The sequence below is a fragment of the Mesorhizobium qingshengii genome, from assembly GCF_027563465.1.
Lineage (GTDB): Bacteria > Pseudomonadota > Alphaproteobacteria > Rhizobiales > Rhizobiaceae > Mesorhizobium > Mesorhizobium qingshengii_A.
This window is the reverse complement of the sequence record NZ_JAPFQA010000001.1, coordinates 627,008-641,980: the sequence shown is the minus strand read 5'-3', so window position 1 is coordinate 641,980 and position 14,973 is coordinate 627,008. Positions and strand designations below refer to the sequence as shown.

9 protein-coding genes are annotated in these 14,973 nt (G+C 63.3%); all 9 read right to left on the bottom strand.

Annotated elements, in window-relative coordinates:
* Nucleotides 1–13: 13 nt before the first annotated feature.
* Nucleotides 14–1,639, bottom strand: a complete 1,626-nt coding sequence (locus OOJ09_RS02955; protein WP_269903747.1) for an alpha-glucosidase family protein — start codon at nucleotides 1,637–1,639, stop codon at nucleotides 14–16.
* Entirely contained in the window at nucleotides 1,626–3,674 is a 2,049-nt protein-coding gene (gene glgX / locus OOJ09_RS02950; RefSeq protein ID WP_269903746.1) for a glycogen debranching protein GlgX, read from the bottom strand. The genes OOJ09_RS02955 and glgX overlap by 14 nt, the downstream gene beginning before the upstream one ends.
* Complete coding sequence (locus tag OOJ09_RS02945; protein WP_269903745.1) at nucleotides 3,674–5,302, bottom strand: alpha-D-glucose phosphate-specific phosphoglucomutase; 1,629 nt, start codon at nucleotides 5,300–5,302, stop codon at nucleotides 3,674–3,676. The genes glgX and OOJ09_RS02945 overlap by 1 nt, the downstream gene beginning before the upstream one ends.
* 3 nt (nucleotides 5,303–5,305) lie before the next feature.
* On the bottom strand, nucleotides 5,306–6,751 hold the full coding sequence (gene glgA, locus OOJ09_RS02940; protein WP_269903744.1) for a glycogen synthase GlgA: 1,446 nt from the start codon (nucleotides 6,749–6,751) through the stop codon (nucleotides 5,306–5,308).
* Between the two features lie 26 nt (nucleotides 6,752–6,777).
* Nucleotides 6,778–8,043: a glucose-1-phosphate adenylyltransferase gene (gene glgC, locus OOJ09_RS02935; RefSeq protein ID WP_269903743.1), complete on the bottom strand. Its 1,266-nt coding sequence runs from the start codon at nucleotides 8,041–8,043 to the stop codon at nucleotides 6,778–6,780.
* Nucleotides 8,044–8,058: 15 nt separating this feature from the next.
* Nucleotides 8,059–10,278 carry a 1,4-alpha-glucan branching protein GlgB gene (gene glgB, locus OOJ09_RS02930; RefSeq protein WP_269903742.1) on the bottom strand — a complete coding sequence of 740 codons (2,220 nt, stop codon included), beginning with the start codon at nucleotides 10,276–10,278 and terminating at the stop codon, nucleotides 8,059–8,061.
* Between the two features lie 174 nt (nucleotides 10,279–10,452).
* The gene (locus OOJ09_RS02925; RefSeq protein WP_269903741.1) at nucleotides 10,453–12,921 is read right to left on the bottom strand and encodes a glycogen/starch/alpha-glucan phosphorylase; all 2,469 of its coding nucleotides are present in this window, start codon (nucleotides 12,919–12,921) and stop codon (nucleotides 10,453–10,455) included.
* A 132-nt stretch (nucleotides 12,922–13,053) separates the two neighbouring features.
* Nucleotides 13,054–13,836, bottom strand: a complete 783-nt coding sequence (locus OOJ09_RS02920; protein WP_027035860.1) for an ATP-binding cassette domain-containing protein — start codon at nucleotides 13,834–13,836, stop codon at nucleotides 13,054–13,056.
* Nucleotides 13,833–14,894 carry an ABC transporter permease gene (locus OOJ09_RS02915; protein ID WP_269903740.1) on the bottom strand — a complete coding sequence of 354 codons (1,062 nt, stop codon included), beginning with the start codon at nucleotides 14,892–14,894 and terminating at the stop codon, nucleotides 13,833–13,835. Before OOJ09_RS02915 ends, OOJ09_RS02920 begins: the two co-directional genes overlap by 4 nt.
* Between the last annotated feature and the right edge of the window lie 79 nt (nucleotides 14,895–14,973).

The window sequence follows — 14,973 nt, the reverse complement described above, 5'->3', positions numbered from 1 at the left end:
CCGAGACGCCAGATCAGTCAAGTCGGCCAAGAAAGCAGCCGAGCGCGAGCAACGACAACTCGGCGGCCTCGACAACAACGGCATCGCCGCCAAGCCCCGCGACCGACCCGATATCCCGCGGTAATGGCCAATTGGCCGGCACCCCGGCGAAATTGAAGACGCAAAGCAGTCTTTCACCGCCTCCTTCGCGGATGAAGGCAAGCACGTCCCCCTCAGCGTCGAGAAAGCGGATCGAGCCTGTTATCAGTGCCTCATGCTCTCTGCGCAAAGCCAGCGTGGCCCGATAAAAGGTGAGCACCGAGGCGATGTCGGCATTCTGGACGTCGACCGCGCGGGCGCCATGGCTGGCCGGTACCGGCAGCCATGGCTTGCCGCTAGAGAAGCCCGCATTATCGGCGCCGGCCTCCCAGACCATCGGCGTGCGGCAACCGTCCCTGCCCTTGACGCCTGGCCAGAAGCGGATGCCGACGGGATCGCGCAGGTCCTCGAAGGCGAGTTCCGCCTCCTCCAGGCCGAGTTCCTCGCCCTCGTAGAGGCAGATCGATCCGCGCAGGCAGCACAGCAGCATGATCGAGAATCTTGCGACCGTGTCGGGGTCGCTGCCTGGCTGTGTCCACCGGCTGACATGGCGCACCACGTCGTGGTTGGAGAATGCCCAGCAGACCCAGCCGTCGGAAACGGCCGCCTCGAAGGCTTCGACGCAGCCACGCACATGCGCCGCGGAGAACTGCGGGCCAAGCAGATCGAACGTGTAGCACATATGCAGCTTGTCGCCGCCGGATGTGTAGGCGGCGAGCGTCTGCAATGAGCGGCCTTCATCGCCGATCTCACCAACGGCGGCGCGGTCCTCGTACTCATCGAGCAGCGCCCTGAAGCGACGAAGGAACGCCAGGTTCTCCGGCTGCGTCTTGTCGAACAGGTGCTCCTGGTAGAGGTAGGTGTTGGTCTCGTTGTTGGTGCCGGCGACGCTCGACGCCAAGGGCGGATTGCTGCGCAGCCAACGGTCGTGGACATAGTAGTTGACCGTATCGAGCCGGAAGCCGTCAACGCTGCGCTCCAGCCAGAAGCGCACCGTTTCCAGAAGCGCGTCCTGGACCTCCGGATTGTGTAAATTCAAATCCGGCTGAGAGGCGAGAAAATTGTGCATGTAATATTGCCGCCGGATCGGGTCCCACTCCCAGGCCGGGCCGCCGAAGACGGAAAGCCAGTTGTTGGGGGCGCCGCCATCCGGCTTCGTATCGGCCCAGACATACCAGTCGGCCTTGGGATTGTCGCGGCTGGCGCGGCTTTCGACAAACCAATCGTGCCTGTCGGATGAATGCGACAGCACCTGGTCGATGATGATCTTCAGGCCGAGACGGTGCGCCTCGGCGATCATCGCGTCGAAGTCCTCCAATGTGCCGAACATTGGATCGACATCGCAGTAATCCGACACGTCGTAGCCCATGTCGGCCATCGGTGATTTGAAGAAGGGCGACAGCCAGATGGCGTCGACGCCAAGCGAGGCGACATGAGCCAGCCTCGATGTGACGCCGCGCAGATCGCCACTGCCGTCGCCGGTCGTGTCCTGGAAGGAGCGCGGATAGATCTGGTAGATGACGCAGCCGCGCCACCATTCGGACCTGTCACTTGCCGCCATTGCTTTTCTCCCTTGAGCCGGCCTGCACGGCTGCTCGTTCGATCATGAAGATCACCGTACGCCCCGACACCGGCCCCGGGATGTCAACCGCCTCGCCTGTTTCGAGGGCTGGCGCCCAGAAAAACCCTTCGCGCCCGGGCAGCGTGAACATGCAGGCCCGGCGATCGCCGTTGATGACCACCGCGAGGCGGCGCCCATCATCGGCGGCGCCACCCAGGATCATGACCAGGCGATGCCTCTGCGGGTCCTGCCAGCTTTGTGCATCGAGCGGCGCGCCTGTCTCGGTCAGCCATGCGACGTCAGGCGTCACTGAACCGGCCGGCGGCTGGCCGGTGAGGAAGCGTGTGTCGGAAAGCGCGGGCACCGCGCGCCGCAACGCCGCGAGCCGCGCTGCATAGCGCTCCAGCGCCTGGTCGCGCCCGGCCCAGTCGAGCCAGGTGATCTCATTGTCCTGCGCATAGGCGTTGTTGTTGCCGTGCTGGGTGCGGCCGAATTCGTCACCGGCGGTCAGCATGATGGTGCCGCGCGAGGCAAACAGCGTGGCAAGCAGCGCGTGGTGATCGTTCAGGCGGGCCGCCGATACGGCCGGGTCATCCGTAACGCCCTCCACGCCATTGTTCCACGACAGGTTCTCATTGTGACCGTCGCGGTTCTGCTCGCCATTGGCCTCGTTGTGCTTGCGCTCGTAACGCACGGTGTCGGCCAGCGTCATGCCGTCATGGGCGGCGATGAAATTGACGCTGCGGCTGGTGAGTTGGCTTGCCTTGGCAAACACATCGGACGACCCGGCAAGCCGTGTCGCCAATGCGCCGACCATGCCGGCGTCGCCGCGCCAGAAGCGCCTGACATCGTCGCGGTACTTGTCGTTCCATTCGAGGAAGGGCGGCGGGAAGTTGCCGAGCTGATAGCCATCCGGCCCGACGTCCCAGGGTTCGGCGATCAACACGCGGTCGGCCAGCAGCACGTCCTGGCGCATCGCCTTCAACAATGGCGCCTCGGTATCGAATGTTCCCTCCACCCGCCCCAGAATGGGTGCCAGGTCGAAGCGGAAGCCATCGACGCCGGCATCACGAACAAAATGGCGAAGCGCGTCGACGATCATTTCCTGGACGACAGGGTGGTCGCAAGCGATCGTGTTGCCGGTGCCGGTGTCGTTGGCCAGCCTGCCGTCCGATGTATGCCGGTAATAGGCCTGATTGTCGAAGCCGCGCAGCGACAGCGTCGGGCCGAGCCTGTCGCTCTCGCCGGTGTGGTTGAAGACGAGATCGAGGATGACACCGATGCCGGCTTCACGCAGCACGGCGACCGTGTTTCGCAATTCCACCATGCCGCCCGGCGCAAGACGTGGATCGAGCGCCATGAACGTCACGGGATTGTAGCCCCAGGCGTTGCGCAGCCCGAGCGGCGGCAGATGCCGCTCGTCGATCGACGCCGTCACCGGCATCAGTTCGACGGCGCCTGCGCCGAGCTTTTTCAGGTGTTCGACAACCGCCGGATGAGCGAGGGCAGCGACCGTCCCGCGCAGCTTTTCCGGAACGTCGGGGTGGCGCATGGTGAAGGCGCGCACCGGCACTTCATAGATCAGGTCGCCGGCCCGGAAGAGCGGCGGCGACGCCTGCACGGGTTTCGGCAAGGCCCCGGCAATCGCCTTCGGCATCAGCGGGGCGGTATCGACCCCTTCTCCCCGGCGGTGGGCCAGCCGCCAATCATGGGCGTAAGGCCTGTCGATCTCGATGGCGTAGGGATCGGTCAGCAATTTGTCGGGGTCGAACCACAGCCCGCGCTCCGGCGCATAGTCGCCGTCGGCGCGAAATCCGTAGCGGGCGCCGGGGCCAAGGCCCGCAACGAACAGCGCATGGACGCCCTCGCCTTCTGGCTGCAGCTCAAGCCGTTCGATTTCCCGGCTGCCCTGCTCGTCGAAGATCGAGACCCACAGCCGCCTGGCCGCTTGCGACCACGCGGCGAAGCGGATGCCACCGTCCGAAACAAGTCCGCCAAATCGCGGCCGCTGATCGGCCGCAGTTCTCGATGGCATCAGGTGATGACGCTCGGCTTGGCGCGGCCGGTATGGCTGCGAATCCCGGCAATATCATCGGCCGCGGCAATCAGATCGGCAAGTGCGGCCTGCGTGTCGAGATCATGCCTCGACTTGTCCGGCTCGTAACGCTCGATATAGACGCGCAGCGTCGCGCCCGACGTGCCGGTACCGGAGAGCCGGAAGACGACACGCGAACCGCCTTCGAACAGAACCCTGATGCCCTGATGCTCGCTGGTCGACCCGTCGACCGGATCGTGATAGGCGAAGTCGTCGGCGCTGGCGATCGTCATGCCGCGCACGCTGGTGCCAGGCAACGAGCCGAGCTTGGCGCGCAGTTCGTCGACCAGCGCGTTGGCGCGGTCGCTCTCGACCTCCTCATAGTCGTGACGCGAATAGTAATTGCGGCCATAGGCAGCCCAGTGCTCGGTGACGATCTGCTTGCAGCTTTCGCCGCGCGCGGCAAGGATGTTGAGCCATAGCAGCACCGCCCACAGGCCGTCCTTTTCGCGGACATGGTTGGAGCCGGTGCCGGCACTCTCCTCGCCGCAGATCGTCGCCATGCCGGCATCGAGCAGATTGCCGAAGAACTTCCAGCCGGTCGGCGTTTCATAGATGCCGATGCCGAGTTTGTGGGCGACACGGTCGGCGGCGCCGCTGGTCGGCATCGAGCGGGCGATGCCCTTCAGGCCGTCCTTGTAGCCGGGCGCCAGGCGGGCGTTGGCGGCAAGCATGGCGACCGAATCCGACGGGGTGACGAAAATGCCCTTGCCGATGATCAGGTTGCGGTCGCCGTCGCCATCGGAAGCGGCGCCGAAATCCGGCGCGTCCGGTCCCATCATCTCGTCATAAAGGTGCTTGGCATGGACGAGGTTCGGATCCGGGTGATGGCCGCCGAAATCCGGCAGCGGCTTGAAATTTCGGCAGGTGCCGTTGGGCGCGCCAAGCCGGTTTTCGAGAATCTCCTTGGCATAGGGACCGGTCACCGCGTGCATGGCATCGAAGCGCATGCGGAAGCCCGATTTGAAAAGCTCGCGCAGTGCCTCGAAGTCGAACAGGCTTTCCATCAGCTCGGCATAGTCGGCGACCGGATCTATGATCTCGACCGTCATGCCAGCGGCCCTGACCGTGCCGACCGTGTCGATGTCGATCGGCTCGACATCGGCGATCTTGAAGTTCGAAATCGCCTTGGTCCTGGCGAAGATCGCGTCGGTCAGCTTTTCCGGCGCCGGGCCGCCATTGCCGGCATTGTACTTGATGCCGAAATCCTCATGCGGACCGCCCGGATTGTGGCTGGCCGACAGGATGATGCCGCCGAAGGTCTTGTATTTGCGAATGACATGCGAGGCGGCCGGCGTCGACAATATGCCGCCCTGCCCGACCATCACCTTGCCGAAGCCGTTGGCGGCGGCCATGGCGATCGCCTTCTGGATGACCTCGCGGTTGTAGAAGCGGCCATCGCCGCCGATCACCAGGGTCTTGCCCTTGAAGTCGTCCAGCGCGTCGAAGATCGACTGGATGAAGTTCTCGGCATAGTGCTCCTGCTGGAACACCGGCACCTTCTTGCGCAGGCCAGAAGTACCGGGCCTCTGATCGGAATAAGGCTTGGTGGGGACGGTCCGTATCATGCTTCAGGCAACCCTTTTCAAAAGCAGCGAGCGATAGAGTTCGACATATTTTTCCGCGCTCTTGTCCCACGACACATCGGCCTTCATGCCCTGGCGCTGCAACGATTCCCAGACCGCCGGACTGGCATGTGCGTCGACGAGGCGGCGCATGGCGTGCAGCAAGGCGCCGCCATTGTTGGGCGCGAACTGGAAGCCGGTCGCGACGCCGGCCGAGACGGCAGCCTCGTTGGCGTCGATGATGGTATCCGCCAGGCCGCCGGTACGGGCAACCACCGGCACGCAGCCATAACGCAGGCCGTAAAGCTGCGTCAGCCCGCAGGGCTCGAAGCGCGAGGGGATGACGATGGCGTCGCAGCCGCCTTGCATGATGTGCGAAAGCGCCTCGTCGTAGCCGACGACGACCCCGATGCGGCCACGGTGTCTGGCGGCGGCGGCAAGCAGCGCGCCTTCGAGGCCAGCATCGCCCGACCCCAGGATGGCCAGGCGCGCGCCGGTCGCAACGATGCCATCGATCACCAGCGCCAGTATGTCCATGCCCTTTTGCCAGGTCAGGCGGCTGACGACGCAGACGATCGGGCTGTCGTCGCGATCGAGGCTGAAACGGTCCTCGACGGCGACCCTGTTTGGCGCGCGTCCCTTCAGCGTCCTGGCCGTGTAGTTCGATACCAGATGCCTGTCGGTTTCCGGATTCCAGATGCCGGTATCGATGCCGTTGACGATGCCATAGAGATCGCTGGAGCGCATGTTGATGAGGCCGTCGAGACCCATGCCGAATTCCGGAGAGCGGATTTCCTGCGCGTAGGTTGGGCTGACCGTGGTGATCGCCCAGGCGGCCTGCAGGCCGGCCTTGAGGAACCCGACGCCACCGTAATATTCGACGCCGTCAAGCGCCATTGCAACCGCCGGCAAGCCAAGCTCGCCAAAGATGCTGGCGCCGAACTGGCCCTGGAAGGCAAGGTTGTGGACGGTCATCATCGACGGGACGCCGATCGCCTTGCCGTAGCGCATATAGGCCAGGGTCATCGCCGACTGCCAGTCATGGGCATGGACGATGTCGGGCTGATAGCCCGAGATGGCACCACCGGCGATGTCACCACCCACCTGGCTCAGCGCCGCGAAGCGCCGCCAGTTGTCGGGCCAGTCACCACCGCCGGCATCGCCATAGGGACCGCCGGGGCGGTCGAACAGATGCGGCGCGTCAAGCACGAACAGGTCAAGCCCGGCAAGCTGGACGGCATGGACGGAAGCCTTGCCGCCCTGCAGCAAGGGATATTGCAGGACCGCACGCTTCTTCTTGAAGGCGGCCATCACGGTGGGAAAGCCCGGGATGAGCGTGCGCATGGTCACGCCCTTGGCTGCCAGTGCGACAGGCAACGCGCCGGTCACGTCGGCAAGCCCACCGGTCTTGATCAGCGGGAAAATCTCGGGCGTGACCGACAGAACCTGCATGCGCCTACAATCCGATCCTGTCTGTCCTAGAGCCCCAGCTTGTCGATCATGTCCTGGGTGACCAGGCAGATGCCTTTTTCGGAGACCCGGAAACGCTTGGCGTCGAGAGCGGGATCTTCGCCCACCACCAGCCCTTCCGGTATCCTAACACCATGGTCGATGACCACGCGCCTCAACTTTGCGTTCCGGCCGACATGAACGTCGGGCAGCATGACGACTTCTTCCAGCGTCGAATAGGAATTGATGCGCGCGCCGGTGAAGATCAGGCTTCTCTTCAGCGAGGCGCCCGAGACGATGCAATCGCCCGAGACAAGCGAAGAGACGGCCGAGCCGCGGCGGCCATCCTCGTCATGCACGAACTTCGCCGGCGGCTTCAACTCGGCATAGGTCCAGATCGGCCAGTCGCGGTCATAGAGGTCGAGTTCCGGCGTGATGTCGGTAAGGTCGATATTGGCTTCCCAATAGGCGTCGACCGTCCCGACATCGCGCCAGTAGGCCTCGTTCTCGGCCGTCGAGCGGACGCAGGACTTGGCGAAGCGGTGCGCGATCGCCTTACCGTGCTGGACGATATAGGGAATGATGTCCTTGCCGAAGTCGCGGCTCGAGCCCGGCTCGGCGGCATCGCGGCGCAGTTGCTCCATCAGGAACTTGGTCTTGAACACATAGATGCCCATCGAGGCCAGGGCGAATTCCGGTTTGTCGGGGATGCCGGGCGGATCGGCGGGCTTTTCGACGAAGGCGATGATGTTGTCCTTGCCATCGACATGCATGACGCCGAAGCCGGTGGCTTCCATGCGCGGCACTTCGAGGCAGCCGACGGTGACATCGGCATTGGCGTCGGCGTGCTGGCGAAGCATCATCTCGTAGTCCATCTTGTAGATGTGGTCGCCGGCGAGGATGACCATGTATTCAGGCCCATAGGCCTCGATTATATCGATGTTCTGGTAGACCGCGTCGGCCGTGCCTTCATACCATTGCGTTTCCGACACGCGCTGGCTGGCCGGCAGGATGTCGAAGCTCTCGTTTCGTTCCGGCCGCAGGAAATTCCAGCCGCGCTGCAGATGGCGGATCAGCGAATGCGCCTTGTACTGGGTGGCGACGCCAAGGCGCCGGATGCCGGAATTGAGCGCATTGGAGAGCGCGAAGTCGATGATGCGCGTCTTGCCGCCGAAATAGACGGCGGGCTTGGCGCGCCGGTCTGTCAGTTCCTTGAGGCGGCTGCCACGGCCGCCGGCCAGTACATAGGCCATGGCATCGCGCGCCAGCGGCTGGGTCCGTTTCAAGTCTGCCATTTCTACCCTCCCAAGTTACTCAGTCTCGGCAACGAGCTCGAGCATGATCGTCGACAGCGGTGGCAAAAGCATCGTCGCAGAGATGCTGCCTCCCTCCGCCCGTGCCTCGACCATGCCGCCATTGCCCTTGCCGGAACCACCATATTCCGAAGCGTCGGTGTTGATGATCTCGCGCCATTTCCCGGCCGTCGGCAACGGCACGCGATAATTGTCGCGTGGCACCGGCGTGAAGTTGGAAATGACGGCGACCGGGCTGCCGCCCGGCGCGCTGCGCAGCCAGGCAAAGACCGAATTCTGGCTGTCGTCGACGATCAGCCAGGAAAACCCTTCCGGTTCGCAATCGCGGCCATGCAGCGCCGGGCGCGAACGGTAGAGATAGTTGAGATCGCGCACCGTCTGCCAGACGCCGCGATGCGGTCGGAAATCAAGCAGGTTCCAGTCGAGCGCGCGTGCCTCGCTCCATTCGCGGCGCTGCGCGAACTCCTGCCCCATGAACAGCAACTTCTTGCCGGGGTAACCCCACATGAAGCCGTAGTAGGCGCGCAAGGTCGCGAATTTCTGCCAGTCGTCGCCGGCCATCTTGCCTAGCAGCGTGCCTTTGCCGTGCACGACCTCGTCATGCGAGAGCGGCAGCACGAAATTCTCCGAGAAGGCGTAGGTCAGGCCGAAGGTGAGGTCGTTGTGGTGGTGCTTGCGGAAGATAGGCTCCTTGGAGAAATACTCCAACGTGTCGTGCATGAAACCCATGTTCCACTTGAAGCCGAAGCCCAGCCCGCCCTCATGCACAGGCGCCGAGACTTTCGGCCATGAGGTCGATTCCTCGGCGATGGTGATGACGCCCGGATGGTGGCCGTAGACCTCCTTGTTCATCTTTTGCAGGAAGCTGACCGCCTCGAGGTTTTCGCGGCCGCCCTTTTCGTTGGGGATCCATTCGCCGGCCTTGCGCGAATAGTCGAGGTAGAGCATCGATGCGACCGCATCGACGCGCAAACCGTCGACATGATATTTTTCGGCCCAGAACAGCGCGTTGTTGACCAGGAACGCCACCACCTCGCGCCGGCCGAAATTGTAGATCGCGGTGTTCCAGTCGGGATGAAAACCCTTGCGCGGATCGGCATGCTCATAGAGCGCGGTGCCGTCGAAATGGGCGAGGCCATGCTCGTCGACCGGGAAATGCGCAGGTACCCAGTCGAGAATGACGCCGATGCCGGCGCGGTGAGCGCCGTCGACGAAGCGGGCAAAGCCGTCCGGATCGCCGAAGCGAGCCGATGGCGCGAAGAGGCCGGTGGTCTGGTAGCCCCAGGACGGATCATAGGGATGTTCGGAGATCGGCATGAACTCGATGTGGGTGAAGCCGGTCTCGACCGCATAGGGGATCAATCGGTCGGCCAGTTCGTCCCACGACAGGAAGGTGCCGTCATCGCGAAGCTGCCAGGAGCCGGCATGAACCTCGTAGATCGAGATGGCTTCGCGGCGGGGATCGGCGTTGCGCCAGTAACTGCGATGCGCCTCGTCGCCCCATGGATGCGACGGCGGCACCGCGGTCACCGATGCCGTGGCTGGCCGCAGTTCGGACTTGAAGGCGAACGGATCGGCCTTCAGCGGCAGCCTGACGCCGTCGGGGCCGATGATCTCGTATTTGTAGGGGCGGCCGGCGCCTATATCGGGAATGAACACCTCCCAGATGCCGGTATCGCGACGGTCGCGCATCGAGTGCCGGCGGCCGTCCCATTCGTTGAAGTCGCCGACCACCGAGACGCGCCTTGCATTGGGCGCCCACACGGCGAAATGCACCCCCGAAGCGCCTTCGTGCTCGATGACATGCGCACCGAGCTTGTCGAACAGCCTGAGATGCGAGCCCTCGGCGATGTAGTAGTCGTCCATCGGCCCGAGCACCGGACCGAATGAATAGGGATCCGTCAGCCACCAGTCGCCGCCGGCGTTCCTGGCATGATAGCGCAGCGGCTGACGCTTGCGGATCGACAGCTTGCCTTCGAAGAAACCACGGTCGTCGCGCCTGGAAAGTTCACCTGCGATGGTGCCGGTCAGTGTATAGGCGGTGACGAACTCCGCATGCGGAACGAAGCAGCGGGCAAACAGGCTCTTGCCGACCTCATGGACGCCAAGGATCGCGAAGGGATCGCCATGCGTGCCGGCAACAATCGCCGCGACATCGCCGGCTGGCGCCAGTCCGTCCGGCCCGCTTGTCGCAGCGGTCGCGCGCGGCTTCTTCATCAGGCAGTGTCCCTCCCCGGGCACCAATCTTGTTCTCGTGCATCCCCAAAACCGCTACACACTTTTGGGCGACATGCATCACTTTGTTCTTGTGCATGTCGTTGCCCCAAAACCGCTACACACTTTTGGGCGACATGCACCGGACCACATTGTTCGTGGCCTCATGCAATCACATCAGACAGGCACGTTCCAGATTTCTTTCGCATATTGGCGGATCGTGCGATCGGAGGAGAACCAGCCGACGCGCGCGACGTTGCGGATCGCCCTGGCATACCAGTCCGGGCTGTTGCGCCAGACCGCGTCGACTTCGCGTTGGGCAGCGGCATAGGCGTCGAAATCGGCGGCCACCATGAACCAGTCGCCCTCGTAGAGACCGTTGATGAGGTCGCGGTAACGTTCCGGATCACCCGGCGAGAAGACACCTGACGAGACGGCAGCAAGCGCCTGCGAGAGCTCTGATGAAGCCTCGATGACCGAGCGCGGATTGTAGCCATTGTTGCGCCGCTCGGCGACCTCGGCGGTGGTCAGGCCGAAGATGAAGATGTTGTCGTCGCCAACGCACTCCTTGATCTCGACATTGGCACCGTCGAGCGTGCCTATGGTCAACGCGCCATTCAGCGCGAACTTCATGTTGCCGGTGCCCGACGCTTCCATCCCGGCGGTCGAGATCTGCTCGGAGAGATCCGCGGCCGGCATCATGATCTCCGCCAGGCTGACGTTGTAGTTCGGCACGAACACCACCTTCAGCAAACCGCGAACGGCCGGATCGCGGTTGATGACCCTGGCGACATCGTTGGCGAGTTTGATGATCAGCTTGGCGTTATGGTAGCTGGGCGCCGCCTTGCCGCCGAAGAATTTCACGCGCGGCATCCAGTCGCGCTCGGGGTGCGAGCGGATCTGGTCGTAGAGCGCGATCGCCTCGAGGATGTTCAGAAGCTGGCGCTTGTATTCATGGATGCGCTTGATCTGGATGTCGAACAGCGCCGAAGGGTCGACCTTGATGCCGAGCCGGTCGGCGACGAGATTGGCCAGCCGCGCCTTGTTGGCGCGCTTGACGGCGGCGAACTTGTCGCGAAAGGCGGCATCGCCGGCGAAGGCATCGAGATCCTTGATGGCGTCGATGTCGTCGAGAAAGCGGTCACCGATCGCTTCGCGGGCGAGTGCCGTCAGGCCGGGGTTGCACTGGATCAGCCAGCGCCGCGGCGTGATGCCGTTGGTCTTGTTGTTGATGCGATCGGGATAGAGCTTGTGCAGGTCGGCGAACACCGTCTCCTTCATCAGATCGGTGTGAAGGGCCGAAACACCGTTGATCGAGTGCGAACCGACAAAGGCCAGATTTCCCATGCGCACCCGGCGGTCGCCATTTTCCTGGATCAGCGAGATGCGGCTGATCTGCTCGTCCGAAAACTGGTTCGAGGCTCGCGCCTCCAAAAGCACTTCGGCGTTGATGGCGTAGACGATCTGCATATGGCGCGGCAGCAGCCGCTCGAAAAGCGGCACCGGCCAACTTTCCAGGGCCTCGGGCAGCAGCGTATGGTTGGTGTAGCCGAAAGTGCGCTTGGTGATGCTCCAGGCCTGGTCGAAGTCCATGCCGTGGACATCCATCAGCAGGCGCATCAGTTCGGGAACCGCGATGGCCGGATGGGTGTCGTTGAGGTGGATCGCCGCCTTGTCGGGCAGCGACTGCAGATCGCCGTACTGGCTGATGTGGCGCTGCAGGATGTCCTGCAGCGACGCGGTGGAGAAGAAGTACTCTTGCCTGAGCCGCAGCTCCTGCCCGGCCTTGTGGGAATCGGCGGGATAGAGGACGCGCGACAGGGCATCGGCCTTGTTGCTTTCGGCAAGCGCGCCGATATGGTCGCCGGCATTGAACTTGTCGAGCAGGATCGGATCGACCGGCATGCCCGACCACAGTCGCAGCGTGTTGACCCGGTTCGCCCGCCAACCGACGACAGGCGTATCATAGGCGACGGCCAGGACATGCTCGGTCGGCTTCCAGACATGGCGCTCGAGCCGGCCGTCCTTCGAGGTGATCGATTCCACCGAACCGCCGAAACCAACCTCGAACGACCGTTCGCGCCGTTCGAATTCCCAGGGATTGCCGTGATCGAGCCAGGTCTCGGGCAGTTCAACTTGCCAGCCGTCGTGAATCTCCTGGCGGAACATGCCGTTGGCGTAGCGGATGCCGTAGCCATGCGCGGGAATATTGACGGTCGCCATGCTTTCCATGAAGCAAGCGGCGAGCCGCCCGAGGCCGCCATTGCCGAGTGCCGCATCCGGCTCAAGTGCCGCAATGACATCGAGATCGACGCCGAGCGACGACAGCGCATCGCGCATATTGTCCATCAGGCCGAGATTGGAGAACGCGTCGCGCATCAGGCGGCCGATGAGGAACTCAAGCGACAGATAGTAAACGCGCTTCTCTTGCTGGTCATAGGCTTCTTTCGTCGCCTGCATCCAGCGATCGACGATGCGGTCGCGAACGACCTTGATCGAAGCGGTGAGCCAGTCGTACTGGGTCGCGACGGTGGTATCCTTGCCGACCCGATATTTGAGGGCCATCAAGACTTCCGTGGCGAGCGTCTTGGGATCGGGGTTTTCGAGTAGTGGCGGGAGGGCTTCGGATGTCATCGCGCGCGTCATGCTACCTCTCGTGCTGTTGCCACGATCATACCGGCTTTCAACAATCCTCCCAGCCCATGCTAGCGCATCTTTCAGTATGTTCAATCGATTTAGACAACGACGGAACCAGGCGCCCCTGCGGCAATTTGGCAGTCAGGCGGCCAGTGCCGCCTCCGGTGGAACCTTGGCTCCGGTCATGAAGGCAACGGCATCGGACATCGTATATTGCTTGGGATCGATGACACAGAGGCGACGGCCCAGCCGGTGGATGTGAATGCGGTCGGCCACTTCGAAGACATGCGGCATGTTGTGCGAGATCAGCACGATCGGCAGCCCGCGTTTCTTGACGTCGAGGATCAGTTCCAGCACGCGGCGGCTTTCCTTGACGCCAAGGGCGGCAGTCGGTTCGTCCATGATCACCACGCGGCTGCCGAATGCGGCGGCGCGCGCCACCGCCACGCCCTGGCGTTGGCCGCCCGACAGCGTTTCCACCGCCTGACTGATGTTCTGGATGGTCATAAGGCCCAGTTCGGTGAGCTTGTCGCGGGCGCGCTTTTCCATCGCCGGACGGTCGAGCATGCGAAGCCAGTCGCCCAGAAAACCCGGTTTGCGGATCTCGCGACCAAGGAACATGTTGTCGGCGATAGACAGCGCCGGCGACAGCGCGAGGTTCTGGTAGACCGTCTCGATGCCGGCTTCGCGGGCCTCCATCGGCGATTTGAAGGCAACGGGTTTGCCTTCAAGCCGGATCTCGCCTTCGTCGGGCACGGCCGCGCCGGAAATCGCCTTGATGAGCGATGACTTGCCGGCGCCATTGTCGCCTATGACGGCAAGGATTTCGCCCGGATAAAGGTCGAAGTCGGCATTGTCGAGAGCGGTGACGCGGCCATAACGCTTGACCAGACCGCGCGCGGTGAGGATGGGTTCCTGGGTCATGCGGAAACCTTTCTGATCCATTGGTCGATCGCCACGGCGCCGATGATCAGCACACCGGTGAGCAGCACTTTCCATTGCGGATCGGCGCCCAGCATGTTGAGCCCCATGGAGACGACGCCGACGATCATCGCGCCAAACAGCGTGCCCAGGATCGAGCCGCGTCCGCCGAACAGGGAAATACCGCCGATCACCGTGGCGGTGATCGCCTGCAGATTGTAGTCGGTGACGGCGGCCGACGGCGAAATCGAGCCATTGCGGCCGATGGAGACCCAGGCAGCGAAAGCGGCGATCAACCCGGCCAAGGTGTAGACCGTCACCAACACCTTCTTGGTCTGGATGCCCGACAGCTTCGCCGCTTCCTGATCATCGCCAACGGCGTAGACATGGCGGCCCCATGCCGTGTGATTGAGCACGTACCACAGGATCAAAACGAGCACGACCGTGGCAATGACCCCGAGCGTCAGCACCGCCGTGCCGATCTTGAAGCTCAGGGCGAACAGATGCAGCAGCGGCGCCTGGTTGTCGACGTCGGTGTCGCGGATCGTCTCATTGGCCGAATAGATGAAGTTCGTGGCCATGACGATGTTCCAGGTGCCGAGCGTCACGATGAAGGGCGGCAGCTTCATGTAGGCGACCAGCACCCCGTTGAGCAGCCCGCAGGCCGCGCCGGCGGCAAGCCCTATCGCCACGGCCAGTACGCTCGGCAGACCGTAGCTGACCGCGCAATTGCCCATGATCACGGCCGAAATCACCATGATCACGCCAATCGACAGGTCGATGCCAGCGGTCAGGATGACCAGCGTCTGCGCGGCTCCGAGGATGCCGACGATGGCGATCTGCTGCAGGATCAGCGTCAGCGTGTAGGACGAAAAGAACCGCCCTCCGATCGTGATGCCGAAGACAATGATCGCCAGAAGCAGCACGATCAGCGGCACAGCGGCTGGCGTTGAATGCAGGAAATGCTGGACGCGCTTGACGGCCGATTTGTGCTCGTCAAAAGCGGCAACACTTGTGTCGCTGCTCGAGAGAACTTTCTCGAATTCCTGAGCTTGAGCCATGTTTCCTCCCCGTAGGGTGTCAGCCACACGCCGACGCCCGTCCACGCCTTTCCGGTCTGTCGCCGGGATTGTTCGCGGT